Consider the following 24,879-nt stretch of genomic DNA (forward strand, 5'->3'; position numbering starts at 1 on the left):
AGGCCGCGGTCTGCCCCCTACGGCCCCAGGGCCAGGGTCGAGGCCGCCAGCCGCAGCACGTTGTTGGCCGCCCCCAGCGGGCTTTCGGTGGCATAGACCAGATCGCCTTCGCGAATGTGGAACTTGCCCGCGCTGAACAGACCGTCGGCGGTGGTCAGGTCGATGGTGAAGACGACCCGCTCCTGCGGCGGCCCTTCGGCGGTGGGCAGCGCGCCCGGCACGACCTCAGAGGGGTCGTATTCGCGCAGGATCAATACCCCTTGCGGGTTGGCGCGAGAGGCCTCGACCCCGCCCATGATCGCCAGCGCGTCCAGTGCCGTGACCTCCGCCTTGGGAAAGAGATGCATTGCCTGCTGGGTCGCGGCGCCCAGCGAGAGGAAGTAGCGCTCCTCGCTTTCGACCAGCACCCGGTCGCCGCCCTGCACCACGGTATCCAGCGTCGGCGTCTCGTAGAGGCGCTCCAGCCCGATCCCGTAGGAGCTGCTGCCCCGGAACAGGCGCACCTGCGGGTTGGCCATGTCGTCCGGCACGCCGCCGCCCAGGGCCAGCAGCGTCAGCAGCGTCACGTTGCGATCGGGCAGCGGATAGACGCCCGGGGCCCGCACGCCCGAGACCAGGTTGGCGGTATTGCCGCGACCGGGGTCCACGCTCAGCTGCACCTGGGCCGATGGCACCGTGGGCACCAGCATCTCCTGGATCCGGGTGCGCGCGGTCTCGGGGGCCATGCCGCTCACCCGCATGTTGCCCACGAAGGGAATGAAGATCCGCCCGTCGGAGCCCACCTGCACCGCGTCGAGCTGCGCCACCCGCTGACCGGGCGAGGTCAGAAGCGAGTTCTCCTCGGCGTCCCAGATGGTGATCGCCAGCGTGTCGCCGGGGGTGATCAGCAGGCTTTGCGGCTGGGCCTGGTTGCCGATCCAGGGCAGCCGCGGGGTGCCGCCCGGCCAGTTCGCGATCAAGGGCAGGCTGTCGCGCGTCACGCTGTAGACGGAAAAGTCGTAGACCGGCTCGCCGTTGGCGTCGATGGCCACCTCGCGCGCGGCCAGGACCTCGGACTGGAACCCGGCGCCGCGCGGCAGGTTGCAGGCCGCGAGCGCCAGGCAGCCGAGCCCCAGAACCACAAGACGCAGTATGGCTTTCATCGCGATGGGATCCCCCGAAATGTCCCCGCCGACAGGCTTGGGTGGTGCCGATCCAGCCCCCAGCGGTCGAGGCGCAAGATACAAGGCCAAACCTCCGGGTCAATCGCGCATTGCCAAAGCCCGCCTTTGCCCCGGCGACAAGGTGCTGTAAAGCCGCGCAAACCGATCGAGAAGGGCTGCGGAATGGCGAACGGATACCTGATGGTCGGCGCGGGATTCTCCGGCGCCGTGGTCGCCCGCCACTTGGCGGATGCGGGCCTGCCCTGCACGGTCGTCGACAGCCGTTCGCATGTCGCGGGCAACTGCCACACCGCCCGCGACGCCGACACCGGGGTCATGGTCCATACCTACGGGCCGCATATCTTCCACACCGCGGACGACGAGGTCTGGGACTACGTCCGGCGCCACGCCACGTTTCACCCTTACAAGAACCGCGTGAAATCCACCCACGCGGGCCAGGTCTACACCCTGCCGGTCAACCTGCACACGATGAACCAGTTCTTCCGCACCGCCCTGCGCCCCGAAGAGATGCGCGCCCATGTCGCCACCCTCACCGCCGACATCCCCGAGCCGCGCTCCTTCGAGGACCAGGCGCTGGCCTTCGTCGGGCCCGAGCTCTACGCCGCCTTCTTCAAAGGCTACACCGAAAAGCAGTGGGGCACCTCGCCCGCGAACCTGCCCGCCTCGATCCTCAAGCGGCTGCCCTTACGGTTCAACTACGACGACAATTACTTCGCCCACCCGCACCAGGGGATGCCGCGCGACGGCTACACCGAATTGGTCGCCAACATCCTCGACCATCCGCTGATCACCGTGAAACTGGAGACGACTTTCGACCCTGCAGACACGGGGTCTTGGGATCATGTCTTTTGGTCCGGCCCGCTTGACGGGTTCTTCGGCTACGCGCTGGGGCGCCTCGGCTACCGCACGCTCGACTTCGAAGAATTCCGGGCGGTGGGCGACTGGCAGGGCTGTGCGGTGATGAACCATCCCGACCCTGACGTGACTTTCACCCGCATTACCGAACACAAGCATTTTGCCCCTTGGGAAACCCACGAGAAATCCGTGCTCTACCGTGAATACGCCCGCGCCTGCGGCCCAGAGGATACCCCCTACTACCCGATCCGCCTGGTCGAGGAGAAAGCCCTGCTCGCCGATTACGTCGCCCGCGCCCGGCAAACGGAGGGCGTCACCTTCATGGGCCGGTTGGGCACTTACCGCTACCTCGACATGGACGTCACCATCCGGGAGGCGCTCGACACCGCGCGCGCCTTCCTTGCCGCGCACCAGTCGGGCGACACGCCGCCGCTTTTCTCGCAGGCCCCGCTATGAAAATCTGTGCCATCGTCGTCACCTACAACCGGCTGGAGCAGTTGCGGATCACCCTGCCCCGCCTGCTGGACGAAGCGCTCGACCACGTGGTCGTCGTCGACAACGCCAGCACCGACGACACGGCCCGATGGCTCGCCACGCAAGGCGGCGACCGGGTCCGGGTGCTGACGCTCGACGACAACACCGGCGGCGCCGGCGGCTTCGAGGCGGGCATGGCCCATGCCCGTGACGCGCTCGATCCCGACTGGATGGTCCTGATGGACGACGACGCCCGCCCCCTGCCGCGCGCGATCGAGACGTTTCGCCGCGAAACACCCGTGTTGGAGACGCAATTTCCGAACCTCGGCTGCATCGCCGCCGCCGTCACCTTCCCCGACGGGGACGTGTGCGAGATGAACCGCCCGTCGCGCAACCCGTTCTGGCACGCGGGCCTGTTCCTCAAGACCCTCTTCGGCGACACCCGCTCCAGCTTCCACGTCCCCGACAGCGCGCTGGCCCCCGAGGCCGCCGCGACCGAGATCGATGTGGCTTCCTTCGTAGGCTACTTCGTGAACCGCCGCGCGGTGTCCAGGGTCGGCCTGCCCGAAGGCGGGCTCTTCATCTACGGCGACGACGTGCTTTATTCGCTGGCACTGCGCCGGGCGGGGCTCGACGTGGTGCTCGCCCCCGCGGTGCGCTTCGAGCACGACTGCCGGTCCCTGACCGAAGGGCTGATGGTGCGCCCGGTGTGGAAGGTCTACTACCTGACCCGCAACGGCGTCGCCGTCGCCCGCCAGGCCGCGGGCCGCCTGCTGTTCCCCGCCGCCCTGGCGTTCTACATCGTCCAGTGGACCCGCCGCGGCCGCCACGCGCCGAAGGGTCCGCAGCGCGACGCCTATTACACCCTCATGCGCCGCGGCATCCGCGATGGCCTTCTGGGCCGCCGCGGCCGTCACGATCCCGCACACGACCTTGCAAGAGCCGCTGACAAGGCCAGTATTTCAGCATAGACTGCGCCCGAGCAGAAAAGGCCCAACGCCGATGACCGACAAGACCCCACCGACCAAGAAGGAAAAGGCCGAACGCCGCGCCGAACGACTGGCCCTGGTCAGTTCGAATGCCCAGCAGGCCCCACAGGACCAAGACTCGAAGTCCACCTCGGACGAGGCATCCCCGCAACAGACAGCAGGCGTTGCCCTGCCCGGAACCCGCCCCGTGGCGCGTCCCGCCCGCGCCAAGGCGCGGCACTGGGGACTCTTGGTGGTCTTTTTCCTGATGGTCGTCGCCCCCGTCGCGTTTTCCGGCTGGTATCTCTGGACCCGCGCCGCAGACCAGTATGCCTCGACCCTGGGCTTCACGGTCCGAAGCGAGGACTCCGCCTCAGCCTCCGATCTGATCGGCGGGCTCAGCGCGGGCCTGGGCGGCGGGTCCGCCAGCAGCGAAACGGATATCCTCTACGAATACATCTCCAGCCAGGAAATGGTCCGGAAGGTCGATGTGGCCCTCGATCTCAGGCAGATATACTCGGTGCACGCGGACACCGACCCGCTGATGTCCTTCAATCCCGACGGCGCCACCATCGAGGACCTCGTGGACTTCTGGCAGCGTATGGTTCGCGTCTCCTACGACAGTGGCACCGGGCTGATGGAACTGATGGTGCTGGCCTACGACCCCGCCGACGCCACCCGCATCGCCGAGGCGATCTTCGCCGAAAGCTCCAACTTGGTGAACGAGCTTTCCTCGATCGCCCGCACCGATGCCACCCGCTATGCCCAGGAAGATCTCGACGTGGCGCTCGAACGGCTGAAGGAAGTCCGGGAGGCCTTCACCGCCTTCCGGCTGGAAAACCAGATCGTGGACCTCAACGCCGACATCCAAGGGCAGATGGGCCTTCTGAACACACTGCAGGCCCAGCAGGCTGCGGCGCTGATCGAATACGACCTGATCTCGGAAACCGCGGGGGCTTCCGACCCGCGGGTCGAACAGGCCCGCCGCCGGCTCGACGTGATTGAGGCGCGTATCGCAGAGGAACGCCGCAAGTTCGGATCGGGCGGCGGATCGACCGACCCCGAGGGTGTGAAATACGCCACCACCGTGGCCGAATTCGAAGGGCTGACCGTCGAACGCGAATACGTCGAGGCCGCCTATGCGCGGGCCCTGACGGCGCTGGACACTGCGCGCGCGGACGCCGCCCGCCAGTCGTTCTACTTGGCCCCCTACATCACGCCCACGCTGGCCGAGAGATCGCAGTACCCCCAGCGGTTTCTGATCCTGGGATTGATCGCGCTCTTCTGCTTTCTGATCTGGGCGATTGCCAGTCTCGTGTACTACGCCTTCCGCGACCGAAAATGATCCGCTTCGAAAACGTCTCGAAGGTCTTCCGCACCCCCGGCGGCGGGCGCAAGACCATCTTCGAGAACGCCAACATCACCTTTCCCACCGGACGCTCGGTGGGGCTTCTGGGCCGTAACGGTGCGGGCAAGACGACCTTGCTCAAGATGATCGGCGGTTCGGTCGCACCCGATGCAGGCGTGATCTCCAAAAGTGGTACAGTCAGCTGGACCGTAGGCTTTGCGGGCAGCTTCAACCGCGCCATGAGCGGTGCGCAGAACACCAAGTTCGTGGCGCGCATCTACGGCGTCGACACCGACGAGCTGATGGATTTCGTGCAGGACTTCGCGGAACTGGGCGGCCACTTCTATGCCCCCGTACGCAACTACTCGTCTGGAATGAAGTCGCGGCTCGCTTTCGGGCTATCGATCGGCATCCCCTTCGATACCTACCTCGTGGACGAGGTCACGGCCGTCGGCGATGCCGCCTTCAAGCGCAAAAGCCGCGAAGCCTTCCTTGCGCGCATGGAACGGTCCGGCGCCATCGTGGTCACCCACTCGATGCGGCAGCTGAAGAAATTGTGCCAGTCGGGTGTCGTTCTGGACGACGGCAAGATGACTTACTTCGAAGACATCAATGATGCCATCGACCAGCACCACCAGAACATGGGCTCTGACGAAGACGAATAGGTTTCACTGCGAAACAGGCTCTGATGGGCGTGTTAGTATCTGCCGCAAGGTTCTGAATGCGGCTCTATTCCACGTCCCGCATCACGGCCATCAACCGCTTCACGAAGGACGGGCTTTGCAGCGCGATCCCCGACAGGCGGATGTCACCGTTGGCCTCGATCCGGATGCTCAGACCCGACGGCAGCGTTTCGCGCTGACTGGGCAGCTTGGGGCGATCCTCACGCGCGTAAGGCGGCGGAGTGGCCGGTGGAGTGTTCATGGTCCGCAACAGGGCAGCTGTCTCTTCTCCGGGATCGCGGTTTGGCAAGGTCTCCAGCGCTGTCGCCAACCGATCACCCAGCCCGGGATCCACGCCTAAGGCCTGTGCCAGCGCCAGACCGGTGCGCTCGGTCAGATGGGTAGGGTGCCGCAGCACCCCGTCCAACGCCCGCACCAACCCCACGAAATTGCCGATCTTCGACCGCTTCGACCGCGACACTGCTGCAAACAATGTGGACAACGCTACACGGTCCGATGGGAATACCCCCCGATCCGTTGCCCGCGCCACGATCCGCGCGCGTTCGTAGAACGACAGGCCGACGCGGATTTCGTTCTCCTCGACCATCGCGACGTAGGAGTGCGCGGCATCGGCAGGTGTCCGTACCAACGCCAGTATTGTGTCGAACGCAAGGTCTTTCGTCTCTAACGTCAAATCCCGCATCGCGGCGAGACGCCGCCAGCCAGAGATCAGGCCAAAACGTCCGCCTTCGAGCGCGACCACCTCGATCGCCGTTTGCTGGCCACGCTCGCGCAAGCTGTCCTTCAACACTTGCAGCTCGTCCGCATCCGCCGCCATCCGGTCGCGTACAAGGTGATCTGCTTCGATCAGGTGCAGCGGCAACCGCTGGATCAGACGCCCTTCGTTGCGCGCATCCGTCAGGGTCTGTGCCACCTCCGCCAAGGCAGCCGAAGCCGAGGCATCCTGTGCCACATCCGCGATCGGCATCCGAGACGCTCCCATGCCGCGGGGCAGAGCGCTCTTGGTTTCCAATGCCGGGGCGGTGCGCCCCTGCGCCGGGTCCGGTGGTGTCAGACGTTTGCGTTTTGCCATGCCGGGTCCTCCTTTTGCGCCTCTTTGGGGCCGCAAAATAAATGCGTTCCGACCCCACCGTGCGGTGCGCGAAAATTATATCTCGAATCCATGATGTTTCGCATGCGAAACATATTATGTAATATAGAACTCATTCCGCGGCGTCCCGTTGCGCAATCTCGTCCCGCCGCCAGGCCCCCAACAACAGGGTCTTGAAGGCGGCATAGGTGGCATCGAAGGTCTCGCGTCCGCGGGCATAAGTCTCTCGGTTGAAATCGCGGTAATCCGCTTCGTAGATCCCCTGCACGTGCTCACCTGCCTGACCGATGAGTGCCGTAAAATCCTGTCGGTGCGGTGACAGCGTCTTGCCAAGATAGGCCTGCATCAGTCCGGCCATCTCTGTCTGTTGTCCCGCATCGAAACGGGTGACGATGGCGCGGACCGCATCCCACTGGAACGCCATCTCTTCCCGACCCAGCGCGCGCGCTGCGAGGTTTTCGCCCTCTTCGATGGACTGGAACGTCGTGTGCAGCATGTCAAAGAAGCGGCCGGTGGAATCGAACTCAAGGAACGACGCCCCCACCGGCACCAGCAGGATGTCCGCCGCCGCCAACCCATTGATGGTGAGGTAACCTAGGGCAGGGGGGGTATCGATAAAGACCAAATCGTATTCGTCAAGGATCCCGTCTGCTTCCAACGTGTGGGTCAGCGCGTCCCACAGCTTCCACCCACGGCCCTGCATCCGCCAGACAGGCACCTGGAATTCGGCCCAGTACAGGTTCAGCTGGGCGCCGATCAGGTCGATGTTGGGCCAGTGGGTCTTTTGCACGAGGCTCTGCGCGGTGATCCCAAGGCTTTCCGTCAACGTGTCGTCCAGCGGGGTTGGGGCGTCGCCCCGGTCCAGCCGTCGCTGGTTGTCGGATTGCAGATGTTTCGCATAGTGACGCGCCAGCAGCGGAAAGACCGTCTGCCACTCGTCCTCCACGCGGCCGCCGAAGACGGAGGTCATCGAGGCCTGGCTGTCGAGGTCCACCACCAGCACCCGGTAGCCGTCGAGGGCCGCCGACATCGCCAGATGCGCCGCCGTCGAGGTCTTGCCCACCCCGCCCTTGAAGTTCGCCACGGCGATCATCTTGGCGGGCAGACCCTCGGGCCGGTAGGGGATGTATTCCTTGGCCTTCGATCCCTCGCGTCCGAAGTGGGCCCGCAGGCGCAGCACTTCGTCGAGGGTGAACCACTTGGCCCCGCCGGCCGTCTCCGAAGTGCCCTGCGGCAGGTCGGGGTTCTGTTTCAGCACCCGCCGGAAATGCGCGGGCGCCACGGGGATCAGGTAGCGCGTGATCTCCCAGGTGGAAAAAAGCCGCAGGTGCCGCCGCCCGTCTTCGGCTAGACCGCGACCGGCCAGATCATCGCGTCCCGACCGGGCGGCGGCGGCGATCTGTGCGAAGCCTTCGGTCGTCACGGAGCCTTCGAGTTCGGCCATGGCGGCATCGGGGTTGATGCGGAAATAGGGGGGAAGCGTGCCTGTCATATGGACCTCTGGTTCACCCTTATGTGCGGGCTTTCGGTCAATATACGCGAAAACGCCGCACATGGAAGAAAAGGTTGCACATGGCAGTGCTTTTCTCAAGAAAACAAGGCGGATTACCATCCTACTACCACGGGGTGGGCAGACAGAAAAAAAAAACATGGGGTTAAATATGGTTAGAATGTCGTTATGGGTTTGGGCACTTTCTGCAACCCGCTGGATTCTCGTGGGTTTGGGCGTCACCGAAACACTGGTGCGACTCTGATCCCCCGATGGCGCGATTCCGATCCCCCGAGCCTGCGACTCCGATCCGCCGTCACGGGGCGTTTACAGATGCTTGTGGATAACTCTAGGGTGTCACTGAAACCCCGAAGCGGGAATCCAAGGCTGGCAACGATCGGCACGAGCGGCAGGCACATTCATGAGCACGGCACAGGACTTCTTCGTCTGCGATCTTTTCGATGCCGCCCCCAAGGGAGACTTGGGGTCGATGGAGCATCCGATGTTCTCGCTCTCGACCCGGCCTGACCGGACGATCCGGCATTACACCCGCGGCGACGTGACGGTCACGGTGACGCCTTCCGTCCGCGGGCGCGCCACGATCCACGACAAGGATATCGTGATCTACTGCATCAGCCAGCTGATGGCCGCGCTGAACGCGGGCCGCGCCATCGCGCGCACGCTGACGCTGACCGCGCACGATCTGCTGATCGCCACCCGGCGCGATACGGGCGGCGACAGCTACACACGCCTGCGCGACGCCTTCGAGCGGCTGGCGGGTACGCGCATCACCACCAATATCGCCACCGGCGACATCGAGACCACCAGCGGCTTCGGCCTCATCGACGCCTGGGAGATCGTGCGCCGCAACCGTGGCGGCCGGATGGTAAGCGTGCGGGTGACCCTGTCGGAGTGGCTGTTCCGCGCGGTACAGTCCAAGTCGGTGCTGACACTCAGCCGCGAGTACTTCGGATTGCGCAAACCGCTCGAGCGGCGGATCTACGAACTGGCCCGTAAGCATTGCGGCCACCAGCGGACCTGGGTGGCCAGCGTCGCCACGCTGCATGAAAAGGCAGGTTCGGACGCGCCCTTGCGGGTATTCCGTGCGGCCTTGCGCCGAATGATCGAGGCCGACGGTCTGCCGGATTACGCGCTGGCCGAAGAGCCGGGCGACCTGATCCGGGTGACCCGCCGCGGCGTGCCGGCCGAGGCGGGGGCGACGCTGTCATCGGATACGCTGGAACGGGCCCGGGCCCTGGCCCCCGGCGCGGACGTCTACGCGCTGGAGGCGGAGTGGCGAGGCTTCTGGGTGGCCTCCGGTCAGCCGCGCCTGCGCTCCGCGGACGCGGCCTTCCTGGGTTGGCTGAAAGGCCGTGTGGCGCGCTAGAAGGATCCGGCTGCCTGGACGTGGTGTTCCGTGACCAGAAGGCATTCGCCGTCGAGCATGACCAGCGGTCCGGGGTCGGTGGCGGCCTGCCGCGACTGAAGCGTGACGATGTCACCGGCAGCGACGGTCACCCAGCGGGTCACGTAACTGGTGCCGGTATAATGGCCGCTGTTGCCACGGGCATAGGACGACTGGCCAATTCCGGGATGCCGAACCCCGTTGATCGCCACCGCAAGGTCGAAGGCCGCACGGTCGATGCCGGTTCCCGAGCCGATGACCTGGCCGTGGACCCTGATCCGTCCGCCTGTCAGGCACCGGATCCCATCGCCCGCGCGTTCGAACGTCGCGGTATCGCGGAGGTCCTCGACTCCGTTCATCGGCACATCCGTGAAATTCGCCGACAGCAGGTTGGTCGTGGTGTCGCTGTTGCGCAGCTGGCAGATCGCGGGGCCGGTGGGCGTCGCGGGCAGGCTGACCTGTCCCGTGGCAGCGTCGATCCGCAAGGCTTCGGTGAAGGTGGATCCGTCGGCGCTGACCTTGACGCTGAAGTCGTTCGATCCCGCCAGACCCATCTCGGCGTGGCCGGCGAAATCGGACTGGAACAGCAAGCTCGCGGTCTGGGTCGTATCGGATTTGTTGATCTTGAGCTGATGCCCGCCGCCGTCGTGGTCGAGCAAGGTCGCATCCGCAGCCACCGCCAGACGGTTGGTCGCATCCGAGGTCGCGTTGACCCCAATCCCGTCGAGGTTCTGCAGATCGAGCGCACCGCCCAGGGACGTCCAGCCTTGCGCGGTGCGCAGCTTCAGCACGCCCGCCTCTGCGTCCCAGATACGCCAGCCGGTCTGTGGCGTGAGGAACAGCCAGCCGCCGCCCGCGAAGGCCGCGATGTCGCCTGCGTGCCCGGCCCAGGGGTCCGACGCCGCGTCCCCTACCAGAAAGCACTGGCCTTCGGGCGGGCTGGCGGGGGGCGTCGTGGCGTCCCACAACTGCACGCTGGCCTGCACGGCAATGTCGAGCCGTTCGAGGGCTTCGTTGTGGGTCACGTGTTTCTGGGCCTGTGTCCCTTCGATGAAAGGCAGATCGAGACGAGGGGAGAAGGTGGTCATGGGCATGCTCTCCGCTGGGGTGAGGATGCGCGAAGGTGTCGGTCGAAAGGGGATAACGGCAGATGAGGGTGCCGCGCGCTGCGGGCGCAACGCCAAGGGCGTTCTTGAAGGGAGGGTCTAGCCCATCCGAAGCAACCCGATGTACCCGGCTAGCCTGGCAAACGGGTCCGCCCACGGTTCCTTCCATCCGCATCCGAGGCGCACGGATGACGCTGCAACGGGGATTTGCTTGTGCCGAGTGAATGTCCGCGCACGTCCGCCTTGGCGGGATAGCAAATCGTTCTGTGCCACTATACAGACATATCACCGGGATCGGGTCTCGGGAGGTGATCGTCGTAAAGCCGGGAAGCGGGGGTATGAAATTCTCAAGTGCCAGGATCCGGAGCCGCGTTTTTTCGTCTGGCCCCGTCCAGGGAATATCCGGGGACGCGGTCTGAACGTGCCGGTGGAGTTCGACGTCCGACCTGGGGAAATCTATCAGCTCACCCTGCTGCTGCAGAAAGTCTCCGACATCGCCGGCGGTATCTGCGAGATGCCCGTGGTCTTTTCGGACGCGCAAGGCCGGCCGCTCGATCCGCGGTTGGGCTGCGGCGCACTCGCGCTGACCGATCCGGGCCCGCTCGACATCGAGGTCGCCCCGGCGGGGCCGCTTGAAGACAGCGCGAGAGTTGCGGCAACGGCGATCCGCTTTCTGGTCGCCCCGCCCGACGCGGCGCGGTTGACCATCGGGGATCCGCCCGAGGGCGTCGCGCTGCATCGCGTGAACCTGGATCCGCTGTCGGTGCTCTGGCACGCCGACGAGGGGCAGCGTCTGCTCGGGGACCTCAAGCGGCAGGTCGCGCTCAGGCTGGATCTGGCGGCGCGGGTCTGGCAGGACGCCGGCGATCTGCCTGCCCTCTGGGACGGTCCGATCCGGACCCCTGCGGATCAGGCCGAGGCCTTGATCGCAGCCCATACGCGGGGCGGGGATTGGTCCGCCGCGCTTGGTCTGGACGCGATGGAGACGGAACTGCGCGATCATGCGCTGCGCACGGCGCGCCAGCGGGCCGGGGCGGAAACACCGGTCAAGGTGGGGTTCATCGGGTCGCCGCGTGGATACGACAGGCTCGGGGCCATCGCCGAGACGATCTGGATCCGCGAGTCCGAGGTCCACGATCAGCTCGACATGTTCGTGCCGGACGTGGTGGTCGTGGAGGCGGGGGCAGATACGCCGGCGCCGCGCGACGACTGGCAGATGGCGTTCTCGGCGGGTTTCGGGGGCGATCTGCCGGCGCGTGGCGCGGCCCTGTTCGAGGCCGCCGGCGCGCGCGGCATCCCGGTTCATTTGTGGGTCACGGGTCTGCCGGACGTGGCGCCGCTCTGGCGCGGGGCGGCAGACCGCGCGGATCGGGTGATCGCGGAAGGGCAGGGGCAGGACTGGTCGGACCTCGCCCCCGACGCCATCGTCGCGCGCGGGGTGGAGCCCGCCTCTGTTTCCATGGCACATCCCGGTGACCGGCCGGATGATCTGATGCTGGTGCCCGCCGCGACCGATATATCGCAGTCGCCCACCTTTTTCGATCTTGTCGACGGGGGGGCGCTTTACGACACGCTGCTGTGCGATTTCACCTACGGTTTCAAAAGCTCGACCCTGTCCAAGCGCCTGACCAACCCGGACCTCGAGATCGTAGCCGAACATATCCCGGCCCGTGCGCGCGCGCTGCTTCAGGCCGCGCGCCTGGTGCTCTTGCCGGGGCGGTCGGTGCGCAGTGACGCAGCCCTCGCCCAGATTGCCATCGACGCCATCGCATCCGGGGCGATCCCGGTGCTCTTCGGCGCCTACGAGGGGAACGAACCGATCCTCTCCGGACTCGATACCGTCGCCTCCGCCCCCGACCTGCTTCGCCTGCAGACCCTGATGCGGGTGTCCTGGGTCCGCCAGAGACGCTGGCGCACACTCTGGCGGCAGGTAACGCGGGACTGTGTCTGGACGAGCGCCGACCGAACGGCACTGCTTGGGCGCGACCCTTTCCCGAAAAGCTTCGACCGCCCGCGTGTCAGCGTGGTGCTGCCCACGCGCCGACCGCATCTTTTCCCGGCCTGTCTGGAAAACTTTCGCCGACAAAGCTGGCCGGACGCCGAGCTGATCGTCGTCTTCAATACCGGCGGGATCCCCCGGGACCTGCCCGCGCTGCGTGACAACGAACACGTTCACGCCCTGCCGATCACCGCGACGGTCGGCGAATGCCTCAACCGCGGGATCACCGACGCGACCGGGCGCTACTGGGTCAAGATGGACGACGACGATTTCTACGCCGATACCTACCTCGAAGAGACGGCGGGCTACTTTCGCGCGAGCCAGGCGGATGCAACTGGCCGACAGGCGGCAGCCTTCTATTTCGAGGGGCCTGACGAGACGGTCTGGCGCGAACGCGTGACTGCGCGCTGCAGTTCCCTGCTTGCCGGTCCGGTGCCGGTTTCGGGCGCAAGTCTTTCAGGCGATGCCGAAGCGGGTCTGCCGCCGTTCTCGATGGCGATGAAGAATACCGCCGATGGCGACTGGCAGGAGCGACTGCGCGCGGGCGGCTTTCGGATGTTCAGTGGTGACGGGATCTCGATGGTCGTCCAGCGGGGCGCCGACGAGGCGTCGCATACCTGGAAGCTGAGCGCGGCGCGGATCATCATGGACGATCTGCGGCCCGTCACGACCGGCCGCCTGAGCGACAGGCTGAACGCATGAGCTTGGTGCCGATCACGATCCACGGGCGGGTAGGCACCATGGCCACATGTCCCGACCGCTTCGATCTGCCGGGGGCGTATGGCGGCGTGGTACGCGGTCCGGTCCCCTGTCAGAATACCGGGAGAACCCAATGACGATAAAAGAGACGGACGCCATCGCGCACGATCATGATGCCACTTTGCCATCTGCGGATCCCGATCCTGTCACGAGCCCGGCGGATCTACGCACGGCTTATGCAAGGCTGGCCCGCGAGCGCGATGCGCTGGAGGAACGGGTCGAGGCCGGGCTGCGCTACCGTCTAGACACGGCTGAAACAACTTTGTTAAAGGTCCGGCAACGTGTCGAGGGCCTCAAGGACAAGCTGAAGGACGAAAAGACCGCCAGGATAGCCGCCGAGAGACGGCTCAAGGCGCTGACGACCAGTACGTCGTGGCGGATCACCGCTCCGCTCCGGAATCTCTCAAGGATCCTCAAACGCTGATAATAGCCCTAACATGAAAAAGTCGACCCGCCAGATGATTGATAAGAAAAGCTATTTCAAAGGCAAATGCGTTGTCGTGACCGGCGGCGTGGGCTCCGTAGGGCGCGAGATCGTGGAGCAGCTGCTGCAGCTCGACGTGGCCATGGTCCGTGTTATCGACAACAACGAAAGCGCACTCTTCGACATGGAGATGGAATACTCAGGTCGCAATGACCTCGAGTTCTACCTTGCCGACATTACCGACGAAGCCGAAATCGGCCGGACCTTCACGGGGATGGACGTCTGCTTTCATTCCGCGGCGCTCAAGCACGTCCCGTCGTGCGAGCGCAGCCCGTTCTCGGCGCTCAACGTCAACATCCGCGGCTGCGAGGTCGTGGGCCGGGCGGCCATCGCCAATGGCCTCGAGAAGGTGATCTTCACCTCCTCCGACAAGGCCGTGAACCCTACCAACGTCATGGGCACGACCAAGCTCATGGGCGAGCGGCTGTTTACCGCGATGAACTTCCTCAAGGCCAAGTCGAACCGGACAAAGTTCGCCTGCACGCGCTTCGGCAATGTTCTGGGGTCACGCGGATCGGTTGTGCCGCTTTTCACGCGCCAGATCGCCGAAGGCGGGCCGGTTACGATTACCGACGAGCGCATGACCCGCTTCGTGATGACCATGGAAGAAGCCGCCGATCTGGTGATCGAAAGCATGGTATTGGCCAAGGGCGGCGAGGTCTTCATCACCAAAATGCCGGTGCTGCGCATCGTCGATCTGGCAACCACGATGATCGCCGATCTGGCACCACTGCATGACGTCGATCCCGAAACGGTGGAGACCAAGGTCACCGGCGCGCGCCCGGGCGAGAAATTGTGGGAGGAGCTGTCGACCGACGAGGAGGCCGGACGGCTTCTTGAAGGAGAGAAGTTCCTCATCGTGCTGCCCGCAGGCCATACCCAGTCCCAGCGCGCGCAGACCTATTCCTATGACGACATCGAAATGGCAGCCTCGGAGGTGGTCTATCATTCGGACCGTCAGCCGTTGATGGATGCAAACGAGATCCGCGACATGCTGAACCGCGATGGCGTCCTGCCCGCCGCGACGGCGCGGCTTCTGGCCCAAAAGACAACATAAAGCGAAAGACGACATGAAAGTTCTGATCTTAGGCGGCGATGGCTACATCGGCTGGCCCACCACCATGAAGCTTTCGGCCGCGGGCCACGAGGTCCTGGCCGTCGACAACTACATGCGCCGTCGCCTGATGCGCGAAGTGGACTGTGAGGCCTTGCTCGAGGTGCCCAACCTGGACGCCCGCGCGCGGCTCTGGAAAGAGCGGTCCGGCAACGATGTGGCAGTCCGCATCGGCGACCTGAACGACTGGAGCTTCATCTCGTCGGTCTTCGAGGATTTCCGCCCCGACGCGATCATCCACTACGCCGAACAGCCCTCTGCGCCCTATTCGATGATGGACCGCACCGCCGCACGGCTGACGCTCGACAACAACCTGGGCGTCACCTTCAACGTGATCCAGGCGATGGCCGAATACACCCCCGACGCGCACCTGGTGAAGCTGGGCACGATGGGTGAATACGGCACCCCCAACATCGACATTGAGGAAGGCTGGATCGACATCGAGCACAAGGGCCGCTCGGGCCGGTTCCTGTTCCCGCGCGCCGCCGGATCGCTCTATCACACGACCAAGGTGCTCGATACCGACCTGCTGTGGTTCTACGTCCGGGTCTGGGGCCTGCGCGTGACCGACCTGATGCAGGGCCCGGTCTATGGCCTGTCCACCGACGAGACCGGCGAGGACGACCAGCTGTTCCCGTTCCTCAACTACGACGAGATCTTCGGCACGGTGCTCAACCGGTTCATGGTGCAGGCGGCGGCCGGCTATCCGCTGACCGTCTACGGCAAGGGCGGTCAGACCCGCGGCTACCTGCATATCAAGGATGCGCTGCAATGCGTGCAGCTGGCCGTCGAGAACCCTGTCGAAAAAGGCGAGCTGCGCGTGCTCAACCAGTTCGTCGAAACCTTCTCTGTCAACGACCTTGCCGAACGGGTCCGCGCCTCCGGCGAGCGGCTGGGACTCGACGTCACGGTCAAGAGCCTGCCCAACCCGCGCAAGGAGATGGAGGACCACTACTACAATCCCGTACATACCGGTCTTCTCGATCTGGGTCTGCAGCCCAACAAGCTGACCGATGCGACCATGGACGAGATGATGCAGCTGGTGCTGTGCTACCGCGAACAGATCGTGCAGGAACGGATCTTCCGCGGGGTGGCGTGGAAGAAGTGACCGTCGGCCTGTCTTACTGACACCGGCGGCCCGCGGCCCCGTTCGCATCCGGTCCTAAGCCCGGAGCTGGAACAGATAGGTCACATCGACAAAACGCACACAGCTGACCCGGAGACTTTAGTCCCCGGGTCTTTCTCAAAGAGCCTCAGAAAGTACGGTCCATCGATTTACACCGTGCACGGCCACGGCACCGACCTGTCCAATCCATGGGTGTGCAGCCTGTTGACCTGCTGAGCATTCGACCGGTTACGAAGCCGCTCGATCAATAGGTTCTGTCGGTTTACCGGCCCGGTGCCGATCGCCGGGTCAGCTGCGCTGGCGCAGAACGCTCGAGAGCTTGGTGACCACTTCAAGCTCGTCTGGGGTTTTGGCAAGAAGTTCGGGGCGCAGGGTTTCGGGTCTGAGGCCATGCAGAAGTTCTGGAAGCCAGATCATATATCCCTCACGGATCGCGAAACAGGGGAGATGGATATCTTCAGGAATGTGTCCATCCATGATTGAGCCAAACGACATGTCGGCCATCCGGTCCCGCAGCTGCCCTAGGAAATTGAAATCCAGCGGTACCGTCAGAGTGTTCGCAATCACTGTACGCTTGAGGTTCGCGCGCCTGACGAATGCCTCCCAGACCATCGCTACGATGCGGGTCTGGCGATGCGCCTCGAGAGCATGCAGGCCTTGGCGGGTGTAGAACTCCCGCGTGATATCCGCGAGCCGTAGTGCCGACGCGAACCGGGCGTCGTTCATCTGCTTGCTGCCCGAGCTTTTGATGCGCCGGTATTCGCCCAGAATGGCGGGCGTCATCGTGATCCGCTCGGCCAGTGGAAAGGCGCAGAGGTTGAAGGCCGTATCCTGCATGAAGAGGCCCGGCTCGAAGCGCAAGTCGTTGTCGATCAGGAAAGCGCGGCGGTAGACCTTGAAGCAGGACGAAGCGGTGGCGAAACACTCGGGCTGACGCGCGTAGGTCACGCAGGCCACGTCGCGCCGGGAGGAGACATAACCCGGTATGACCTCACCGTCGCGCGTGGCGAGCCCGGTGCCAATGTCGGCGGCGTTGTTGTGCATTTTGCGCAACAGCTGTTCGATCCCGTCCGGTGCGTAGATGTCATCGGCGTCCCAGAAATGGACGTAGTCCCCGCGCGCGGCCTCGAGCCCTGTATTGCGTGATACCGAGAGGCCCTGGTTATGCGCGTGCCGGATCAGCGACCAGCCATGTCTGTCGCAATAGTCGGCCGCGATTTCCAAGGAGGTATCGGTCGAGCAGTCATCGACCACGATCACGTCCTTGGCGGGGTAGGGGCAGGCGGCGATCGAAGACAGGGTTTCGCCGATGTAGTCCCCTTTGTTGAAGAGTGGCACGATGATGCTGACGAGAGGAGGATCGGAATCGAAATCCGACGTCTGCGGCGCGGGCCAGGGTTCGGCTTCGAAGGAGGCGCGCTGGATCGCGCGCAGCCGGCGCCAGGCATCCGCCTCACCGAACCGGCTGCGCATCCGCTCCTCGGGGGTCGCACGATCTGCAGCCGCAGCCGCGATCACCGCGTCCCATTCGGTGAACACCGTCTCGGGATCGTAGATATGGCTTTCTTCCAAGGCTGTGCGTCCCCAACGTTCCCTCGCGTCCTGATCGAGGGCGGCGTGGCGCATGGCCTGGGCCAGGCGGTCGATCTCGCCCTCCCCGCAGTCGACCAGCAAGCCGTTGTGATCGTCCACGATCATCGCGTTCGTGCCTGCGCAACAGGCAAAGCCGATCGAGGGCAGGGCATGGCGGGCTGCCTCGGCCACGCAGTCAGGCAGGCCTTCTTCCTTGCAGGCGATCACATGAACATGGGACCGGCCGTATTCGCGACCGATCTCGGAGGTGGGTTCGAAAAGCTTTACCCGATCCACCAGATCATGGCGCGCGATGAAATCCTCGACCTCGGAGCCAATGGAATCGCTCCGGGTACTGGCCGAGAAAACGTGAAAATCCCAGTCCGGCACATCCTGCGCGATCGCCGCGAAGGCCCGAATGGCGACCATGACGTTCTTGATCTTTTCCAGCCCCCCGATGTTAAGGAAGATCCGCCGCCCGGTGTCCGACCGCCGTGCGATGTCTGCGGGGTTAGCCGGGGCGAAAGCGTCGGGAAAGGCAACCGATGCCTCGCGCAGTTCTTCCGGCAGGCTGTCGCGATACTGCGGCAGGGTGAAACAGATCCGCGCGCAGCCGGCCATCATGGCCAGCCGCTCCAGACGGGCCTGTTCCGGTGTGATGCCTTTCACCCCGGCCCAGTTCGTATTGACGACCCGATCAGGGTTGGAGCCTTCGCGGAGGACGACCGGTATACCGGTCTGGCAAATGGAGACTATGATAGGCGCTTCAGTGGCTGACGCATAGAGAGCGACAACGACATCGGGGCGGAACTGCTCGATCTCCTGGACATAGTCGGGTGGTGTCCCGGCGACGGGACAGCGGATCACGTCTTCTCGGATGGAATAAGACGGTTGGAAGGCTGTGTCCCCTTTGAATACGATTCCTGTCACGTGCCCCTGCGCGGCCAGGTGATTGGCCAGGTTCGCCGCCGTGCGCTCCATGCCACCGGCCCCTATCGCCAGATTACGGGCGACAATAGCAATGCGGAGCCGCGTCGCGGGCGCGTGTTCGGATGGCATAGGTTCTAACATCATTTCGATCCTTGATTTCGACGGAGCCGTGCCAGACGCAGTGGCATGGCCAGGGTGCGCAGACCCGGACGTCGGATAGAATCAGCCAGGATCTGACCAGCTCGAAAGCTTGTCGAATTGGCGATGTTCTTCGCCTTGGCCTGCGAGGCTTTCGAGCGCTCCACGGCCTTGTCGCGGGCGGCGCGGGCTTTGACGAGTTTCATGCGAAGCCGCCTTACGATGTGCGCAGCTTGATCCTTATCTACCGAAAGAGGGCCTTCACCGGAGCGGATGCGTGAAATCGCGCTGTTACGCTCTTCGTTGAGTTGCGCATTTTCGGCCTGCAGATGTGACAACTCCACAGTCAAGACAGCCGTTGCCGCCTTGTGACGTTCTTCTTGCTGGACGAGGTCTTTTTTCAGCTCTTCGACGCGGCCTTCGTTTTTTTGCAGCTCTGCGGCATGGTCCTTTTGCAGTTCTTTGACGCGGTCTTTGTTTTTCTGCAACTCTGCGGTGTGGTCTTGGTCTTTTTGTTCGGATTTTCCGATTTCGATGAATCTGTCCAGACATGATTGATAGACCGAATGAATTCCATCTATTTCCCGTAATTCGGACATAACCATATCACGATCGAAATCGGTGCCGTTCATGGTGTCGAGAAGGGCCTCGATCCGCAGGGCCATCGGATTGGTGACCGGCACGGCGCGAAGCTGAGAGCGGTTGAGCCTTTCGTCCACCAGGTCCGCCCTGTCCGCCTCGCTCAGGGGGCAGGGCTTGCCAGGCTCTCCGACATGCTGCCACAGCGCGTCGATCTCGCCCACGGGATCTGACAGAAGTTTTTCGTAATGGACGACATGGGCATTCGCCGCGCAGTCCCGCAGGGCCAGAAAACTGCGAATGAAATATATCTGCTCCGAGACGTCCCGTTTGCCGTTGCCGGCTTGCCGAATTGATTCCACGACTGCGTCGGCAGATCTTGCACAGAACACGTAAACCGGAACGATCCCAAGGGATTGGAATACCTGGCGGTAAATCGGAAGAAACTGGGAAACCCGAGGGTCCTTGAAGCCCCAGACCCTGTCATCATCGGAAATCCGATCGGAAAAATGCTGTTTCAATTCCTCCACCTCGGCCGAGATCAATGAAGCGGGGTAGGTCTCGCGGGGGCCCATTCTGGGAACGGGCAGAAGTTTGGATATCAGGCTCTTGTTGATTTCCACCAGCTTGGCGTCCTCGAAGTATCCTTCGGGGTTCATCTCGTTGGCGCGGTTCAGCGTATCCTCCATGTCGATACCGAGCCGGCCCAGGATCTTGGCGCAAAGCGATGTCCCGCTGCGACCGGAGCCGATGACGACGACCACCCGCTGTCCGTCCGCAGTGCCGCTGCGCGCGCTCTTAGGTACCTGTGACATCTGTTTCCCCGCTCTTGGTTATGGCGACATTTGCAATTGGCGTGTTCTCAGGTGAGCGACCCCGTATTGCAAGATATAGTTGGTCTCTCGATACGGATTGCTCTAACATTCGCTGCGAACTATTCATGAGTGTCTTCTACATGCCTTACCAGCACTTGACGATGGGATCGACCAACAGGCCGTTCAGGCCGGGACAGATCGAGGCCAGCGCCAAGTTCGAAGTTCCGGCCTGGCCGGCATCCAAGCGCGCGCCTTGGTTGCCGGTACGCTTCGGTTTCATCGGATCGCGGGCCGGATTCGACCTGCTACGCTTCGAGGCCCCGACTTTCGCACTGACGCCTCGGAACGCCCGCCAGATGATCGAGGGCGGCCTGATAGACGCGTTGGTGATCGAGGCGGCACCGGACGATCTTATGCAAGAATGGGGCCTGTCCTTTCTGGACTGGACCAGCGCGGGTGTCGAGGCGCGGGATCTTATGCACCGGGCGGCCGATGCGGGAATGCCCCGTATCGCTGTTCTTCGCGGCGGCGGTGGCGAGGCCACGCTTTTCGCCCCGCTGGCAACCGAGGCGGACCACGCCTTCGTCATGGAAGACGCCGCGCAGAACGCGCTGCGTGTGATGGGTATCAAGGCCGAGCTGATCGCACCGGCCATGCAACCGGCGCTCTTTAACGGCTTTGCCGCTGAACTGCGCACGGCCAGCGCTCCATCGCGTTTTCTGTCGCTCGATTTGGCACGGGCCATCGAAGATCCTTCCGTGGCTTCGGTTCTGGACGGGATCATGCCGTTCGGACCAACCCTTTGTTCGGCTGATCTGGTCGTGCGAAAGGAACGGGTCGGAACATTGACCGCCACGCTTTTGGGCGCCTCGATCGGCACCGTCACCTCGGAGCAACTTCGTCACCTTTTTGCCACGTCCGATGTTCTGGTTCAGGTCGCAAGACCGGATAGAGAACCTGGTCGGGACATCCAGCACGCCCTGAACGCGGTGGCCAGCAGATGCGCCGTCGCAATCGTGGGAGAAATCGATGCCCAGGATCCCCGGCGTGCCTTCGCACATGTCTTCCCGGACCCCTCTGAGCTGAGAACATTCCTGAGCCGCTTCACCCTAGACCAAGTCAGTGCCCACAGCCACACGCGCACGCTTTGGCGCAAGGTACACTCTAGCTATGCCGCCGATGCCTTCGCCTTGCGGCTGGCACGTTGCGTCGACCCGGATATTGCCGCGCGGCCAGGCCCCCGCGCCACCGTCGTGACGCCGACCTATCGCCCCGACCGGCTGGGTCAGGTCCTGGAAACCTTCCGCAGCCAGTCCTGGGGAGATCGGGAACTGGTCGTGGTCGCCAATACCGACATCCCTGCAGAGTGGAATACGGAACATCTGGAACTTGTAGAGAACGAGCAGATCGTTTTTCTGCCACGCCGTTACGGACCCGGCGCGGCACTCAACCTGGGTGCTGCCCGCGGGACCGGGGACTACGTCCTGCGGATGGACGATGACGACTACTACGGATGCCATTACGTCGAGGACGCGATGCTCGGCGCGCGCGCGATGGGGGCCGATCTTGTAGGGCAGCATGCCTGCTTCTACTATTATCTTGATGATGACCGTCTTGTCTGGAGACCAAATCTGTTTCACCGCCCCACCGCATACGAAAGCTCCAACATCGGCAACGGTGGCCATGTTGCGGGCTTTTCACACTGCGTCCGCCGCTCGCTGCTGCTGGAAGACGGCTATCACGATCATCTGCACGGGGGGGCCGACGTGGCCTTTCTCGACAAGCTTGCCGACCGGGGCGATCTGGTCTGTGTCCGCAACGATGGGCTCAACGCTGTCGTCGGGCGTCGGAGCGATATCCGTAGCCACACTTGGCAGACAGCACTGGGCGCCGACGATGCGCGCTACAAGGCCCTCAGCGCGCCATTGGACGCGCTGCTCGACGAAGATCTCTTGATGCGGTGATCCGCGAAGGGGCGTCTTTTCAGGTTTTGACGTAGTTCAGGAACCAGTCGAGGGTCTCGTCGAGCCCCGCCGCCAAGTCCTTCTGTGCGCGCCACCCAAGATCCTGGGCCGCCTTCGACGCATCGGCGAAGTTGCGCAGAACATCGGCCGGAGCCCGGACCCCGCTGCGCCGTTCGATACTCGGCAGACCGGCAGCCGCGAAACGCTCTTCGAGGAGGGCCAGAAGCTCGTTCACGCTGGTCTCCCGACCGGTCGAGATCTGGTAAAGTTCCCCCGACGCCGCCCCGTGCGTTGCGGCAAGCCGGATCGCACGGGTCAGGTCGTTCACATGGATGAAATCTCGGGTCTGGCTGCCGTCCCCGTTCACGGTGATCGGCTCGCCCGCCAGCGCCTGTCGGATGAAGGCCGCGACAACCGATCCCTTTCGCCAGGACCGGGGACCGTAGATGTTCGAAAAGCGCAAGGCCACGGTCGGCACGCCAAAGGACGTGGCATAGGCACAGCAATAGGCCTCTCCGGCCAGTTTGCTTGCGCCGTAAGGCGAGATCGGGCGCGGCGATATATCCTCGGTGATCGGCGGCTCGCAGATCCCGGCCGGGGCGCCCGAGGACGCAAAGACGAAACGCGACACACCCGCCGCCCGGGCACCTTCGAGCATGTTGAGCGTGCCGCCGACGTTCATTTCATTGTCGAGCCTCGGGTTCTCGACCGATGGGGCGACCCCGGTGTTGGCGGCCAGATGCACGATGATGTCGGCGCCCTGCGTGACCCTTGAGACGGCATCCATGTCACGGATATCGCCCTCGACGATCCCCAGTGTCCGCGACGACCCCCAGACCGGCGCGTCGGCTTCGATACGTTCGACCCGGTCGAGCGGCGCGGTCGCCGAAAATTCCTCGAACGAGCTCGCGGAGAAATTGTCCAGAACGACGACATGTTGCGGATCTTCATCCGAAAGAAGTTCAGAAATCAGGTTCGATCCTACAAACCCGGCTCCGCCCGTAACAAGCCATTTCATCTGTGTGTATCCTTCGTCGTGGCATTTGCACCCGTCGGCATTCCAGGAGGGTAAGAACCCAAACCTCAGGAGTGCGGCAAGTAACTGAAAATCAGACTCTGCGATGTTTCCCGAGGACTGAAGACTGCCGCAATACGGATTTTCGCAGACATTGACCCTCGATAGCTTTGCAACTGCTGATCATTCGGTCAATGAAGGCTTTTTCGCAGCTCGTCAACAACAGGGCTGTCACGTTACGCGAGCAGGCAGGCACGACGCACGGCCATGAGTATTCCACGCCGCAGTGCTCTGCTGCACAAGTCCACTAAGGCGAACGATACCGTCGACCTACAAGGCCAAGAGCTGGCCAGCCTACAACGAAGCGCTCAAATGTGGGAGATCGCTGACGAGCTGATTTGACCCCAAGATGACTTAGGATGCCGCCGGATACCACCTCCGAAGTCACGTAAAGATATTGTTAATCTTAATTCAGAATTTCTTTTATATAAAGATCAGGTACACGGAGACCGTTCTGCGAAAGATTAGGAAGCTGCGTCGCAAGCTCGATATCCAAAGGGTAGCCAAGAACTCGGAAGTCTTCCGCGTATAACCTTCTAACAATATCAATGCATTCATCGGTGTAATGATTTTCAATATTGTTCGAAGAATTTGTTCTTACACCCTTACGCGGAACATTTACATCGAAATCGAAGTAGCTTTTTGCCATTTCCTTGACGTCGTTCTCAAAACTTTCGAATCTTATTACGTAGTCGTAATCAGCCTCACCTAACAAGGACTTAGTGGAAATAGGAAAAGTGTGGCCGTCTATATTATCAATCCCTACCGAAGATAGTAGGTTCAAAAATTTTTCAAAGGAAATAATCCCTTCACCATGGTTGAGCTTCTTCTGCCAGTTTGGAGAAAGTCCGGTGCTTCCACTGTGAGTCACGTGCAGATATAAAGACAAAACTCTTGTATATGGGTTTCTAATACTAATAATGAATTTATTGTCGAAATTCGAAAAAACCTCTGGCGAATTTGAGTTTTCGAACCTGTGAACATTTTGATACTTAGACCTATTCAAGGTAGCATGAACAGTCTTTTCTTTGTTCACAAGGTGCCATTTTTCTTTCAAGGCCTCTATTATGACGGCAAGGAACGCTGTATTACTTGTCTTTCCAAAGCTCTGATGCATATTCCCAAGTCAGGGAAGCTTCTAAAGCTTTTGATGTTCCTTGCCATTTTTGGTTTATCCCTTGATAACTTTGAAAAGAAGCGAAGGCGGAAGGTCCTTGGCGTGGGCGCAAATGCGGTCATCGGGTTTGTTGAAAAGACTCCGCCGCCCGCGTCTAGCTTTGTTGAGCGGTTGCATATCGGGCTTCCAGCCGACTGTCTATTCACCGCCCTACTCGATCGCGGAGCGTTTGAGCAGTGTCGGATGCGCGGCGATCAAGTCGGCTTCAGAGCCGGTACGCGCGTCCTCGGGCAGTTGGCGCCAGGTGGTCGAGGCGCGGTTGACGGCGGCCTCACCGTTTTGAGGGAAAAGTGTTTCAAGGTCCTGTGGTACGATGCCGGCTTCGCAGATATCCATGATTTTCGAGTCAGGCCCCACGGCGCGCAACTACTACAGACCGCACCTATCGGTGGTAGACCAGACGTCGCTCGAAGCGTGCCGGACGCTTGAGCAAAATGAAGGCTTCGCGCCCGGCGCGCTTGCCCAGAAAGACGGACCCGACTACCAATCTCAAACCCGCAGACTCTCGTTGTGAACGAGGGACCCGTGGGGGGCAGGTCAGCGCAACTTGCAACTTCAGCAACGTC

General features: G+C 62.9%; 19 protein-coding genes. 11 read left to right on the top strand and 8 right to left on the bottom strand.

Going from position 1 to position 24,879, the window contains the following annotated elements:
- Positions 1–17 precede the first annotated feature (17 nt).
- Entirely contained in the window at positions 18–1,142 is a 1,125-nt protein-coding gene (locus EU805_RS15690) for a polysaccharide biosynthesis/export family protein (RefSeq protein WP_129764925.1), read from the bottom strand.
- 183 nt (positions 1,143–1,325) lie between these two features.
- On the opposite strand from EU805_RS15690, the gene EU805_RS15695 reads away from it, so the two are divergent.
- The 4 genes from EU805_RS15695 to EU805_RS15710 are packed head-to-tail and all read left to right on the top strand — an operon-like array spanning position 1,326 to position 5,473.
- Positions 1,326–2,474: a UDP-galactopyranose mutase gene (locus EU805_RS15695; RefSeq protein WP_129764926.1), complete on the top strand. Its 1,149-nt coding sequence runs from the start codon at positions 1,326–1,328 to the stop codon at positions 2,472–2,474.
- Positions 2,471–3,463: a glycosyltransferase gene (locus tag EU805_RS15700; RefSeq protein ID WP_129764927.1), complete on the top strand. Its 993-nt coding sequence runs from the start codon at positions 2,471–2,473 to the stop codon at positions 3,461–3,463. Before EU805_RS15695 ends, EU805_RS15700 begins: the two co-directional genes overlap by 4 nt.
- 31 nt (positions 3,464–3,494) lie before the next feature.
- The gene (locus EU805_RS15705; protein WP_242494200.1) at positions 3,495–4,805 is read left to right on the top strand and encodes a sugar transporter; all 1,311 of its coding nucleotides are present in this window, start codon (positions 3,495–3,497) and stop codon (positions 4,803–4,805) included.
- The gene (locus tag EU805_RS15710; protein WP_129764928.1) at positions 4,802–5,473 is read left to right on the top strand and encodes an ABC transporter ATP-binding protein; all 672 of its coding nucleotides are present in this window, start codon (positions 4,802–4,804) and stop codon (positions 5,471–5,473) included. The genes EU805_RS15705 and EU805_RS15710 overlap by 4 nt, the downstream gene beginning before the upstream one ends.
- A gap of 64 nt (positions 5,474–5,537) precedes the next feature.
- On the opposite strand, the gene EU805_RS15715 is transcribed toward EU805_RS15710, so the two are convergent.
- Both EU805_RS15715 and EU805_RS15720 read right to left on the bottom strand, forming a co-directional pair.
- The gene (locus tag EU805_RS15715; RefSeq protein WP_129764929.1) at positions 5,538–6,563 is read right to left on the bottom strand and encodes a ParB N-terminal domain-containing protein; all 1,026 of its coding nucleotides are present in this window, start codon (positions 6,561–6,563) and stop codon (positions 5,538–5,540) included.
- A 130-nt stretch (positions 6,564–6,693) separates the two neighbouring features.
- On the bottom strand, positions 6,694–8,073 hold the full coding sequence (locus EU805_RS15720) for an AAA family ATPase (RefSeq protein WP_165351988.1): 1,380 nt from the start codon (positions 8,071–8,073) through the stop codon (positions 6,694–6,696).
- Between the two features lie 418 nt (positions 8,074–8,491).
- Between EU805_RS15720 and EU805_RS15725 the strand changes: the two genes are divergently transcribed.
- Positions 8,492–9,457 (top strand): replication initiator protein A, encoded by a 966-nt coding sequence (locus EU805_RS15725; protein WP_129764931.1) that lies wholly within the window; start codon positions 8,492–8,494, stop codon positions 9,455–9,457.
- Here the strand turns inward: EU805_RS15725 and EU805_RS15730 are convergent.
- Positions 9,454–10,563 carry a DUF2793 domain-containing protein gene (locus EU805_RS15730; RefSeq protein ID WP_165351989.1) on the bottom strand — a complete coding sequence of 370 codons (1,110 nt, stop codon included), beginning with the start codon at positions 10,561–10,563 and terminating at the stop codon, positions 9,454–9,456. The genes EU805_RS15725 and EU805_RS15730 overlap by 4 nt on opposite strands.
- Positions 10,564–11,008: 445 nt before the next feature.
- On the opposite strand from EU805_RS15730, the gene EU805_RS15735 reads away from it, so the two are divergent.
- The 4 genes from EU805_RS15735 (at position 11,009) to EU805_RS15750 (ending at position 16,045) form a co-directional block, all read left to right on the top strand.
- Positions 11,009–13,282 (top strand): glycosyltransferase family A protein, encoded by a 2,274-nt coding sequence (locus tag EU805_RS15735; protein WP_165351990.1) that lies wholly within the window; start codon positions 11,009–11,011, stop codon positions 13,280–13,282.
- Between the two features lie 130 nt (positions 13,283–13,412).
- Positions 13,413–13,763 carry a hypothetical protein gene (locus tag EU805_RS15740; protein WP_129764934.1) on the top strand — a complete coding sequence of 117 codons (351 nt, stop codon included), beginning with the start codon at positions 13,413–13,415 and terminating at the stop codon, positions 13,761–13,763.
- Between the two features lie 34 nt (positions 13,764–13,797).
- Positions 13,798–14,880, top strand: a complete 1,083-nt coding sequence (locus tag EU805_RS15745) for a polysaccharide biosynthesis protein (protein ID WP_129764935.1) — start codon at positions 13,798–13,800, stop codon at positions 14,878–14,880.
- A gap of 13 nt (positions 14,881–14,893) precedes the next feature.
- Positions 14,894–16,045 carry an NAD-dependent epimerase/dehydratase family protein gene (locus EU805_RS15750; protein ID WP_129764936.1) on the top strand — a complete coding sequence of 384 codons (1,152 nt, stop codon included), beginning with the start codon at positions 14,894–14,896 and terminating at the stop codon, positions 16,043–16,045.
- Between the two features lie 306 nt (positions 16,046–16,351).
- On the opposite strand, the gene EU805_RS15755 is transcribed toward EU805_RS15750, so the two are convergent.
- Positions 16,352–18,616 (bottom strand): glycosyltransferase, encoded by a 2,265-nt coding sequence (locus EU805_RS15755; protein WP_165351991.1) that lies wholly within the window; start codon positions 18,614–18,616, stop codon positions 16,352–16,354.
- A gap of 89 nt (positions 18,617–18,705) precedes the next feature.
- Complete coding sequence (locus EU805_RS15760; protein ID WP_129764938.1) at positions 18,706–20,046, bottom strand: hypothetical protein; 1,341 nt, start codon at positions 20,044–20,046, stop codon at positions 18,706–18,708.
- A gap of 176 nt (positions 20,047–20,222) precedes the next feature.
- Here EU805_RS15760 and EU805_RS15765 point away from each other — a divergent pair, with 176 nt between their 5' ends.
- Positions 20,223–22,061 (top strand): glycosyltransferase family 2 protein, encoded by a 1,839-nt coding sequence (locus tag EU805_RS15765; protein WP_165351992.1) that lies wholly within the window; start codon positions 20,223–20,225, stop codon positions 22,059–22,061.
- Positions 22,062–22,080: 19 nt separating this feature from the next.
- Here the strand turns inward: EU805_RS15765 and EU805_RS15770 are convergent, their stop codons facing one another.
- The gene (locus tag EU805_RS15770) at positions 22,081–23,079 is read right to left on the bottom strand and encodes an NAD-dependent epimerase/dehydratase family protein (protein WP_129764940.1); all 999 of its coding nucleotides are present in this window, start codon (positions 23,077–23,079) and stop codon (positions 22,081–22,083) included.
- Positions 23,080–23,542: 463 nt separating this feature from the next.
- Positions 23,543–24,253 (bottom strand): sulfotransferase family 2 domain-containing protein, encoded by a 711-nt coding sequence (locus tag EU805_RS15775; RefSeq protein WP_129764941.1) that lies wholly within the window; start codon positions 24,251–24,253, stop codon positions 23,543–23,545.
- On the opposite strand from EU805_RS15775, the gene EU805_RS17520 reads away from it, so the two are divergent.
- Positions 24,149–24,742 (top strand): hypothetical protein, encoded by a 594-nt coding sequence (locus EU805_RS17520; protein WP_165351984.1) that lies wholly within the window; start codon positions 24,149–24,151, stop codon positions 24,740–24,742. The genes EU805_RS15775 and EU805_RS17520 overlap by 105 nt on opposite strands.
- Positions 24,743–24,879: the final 137 nt, after the last annotated feature.

The sequence above is a fragment of the Salipiger sp. IMCC34102 genome (genome assembly GCF_004145405.1).
Taxonomy (GTDB): Bacteria; Pseudomonadota; Alphaproteobacteria; order Rhodobacterales; family Rhodobacteraceae; genus Loktanella.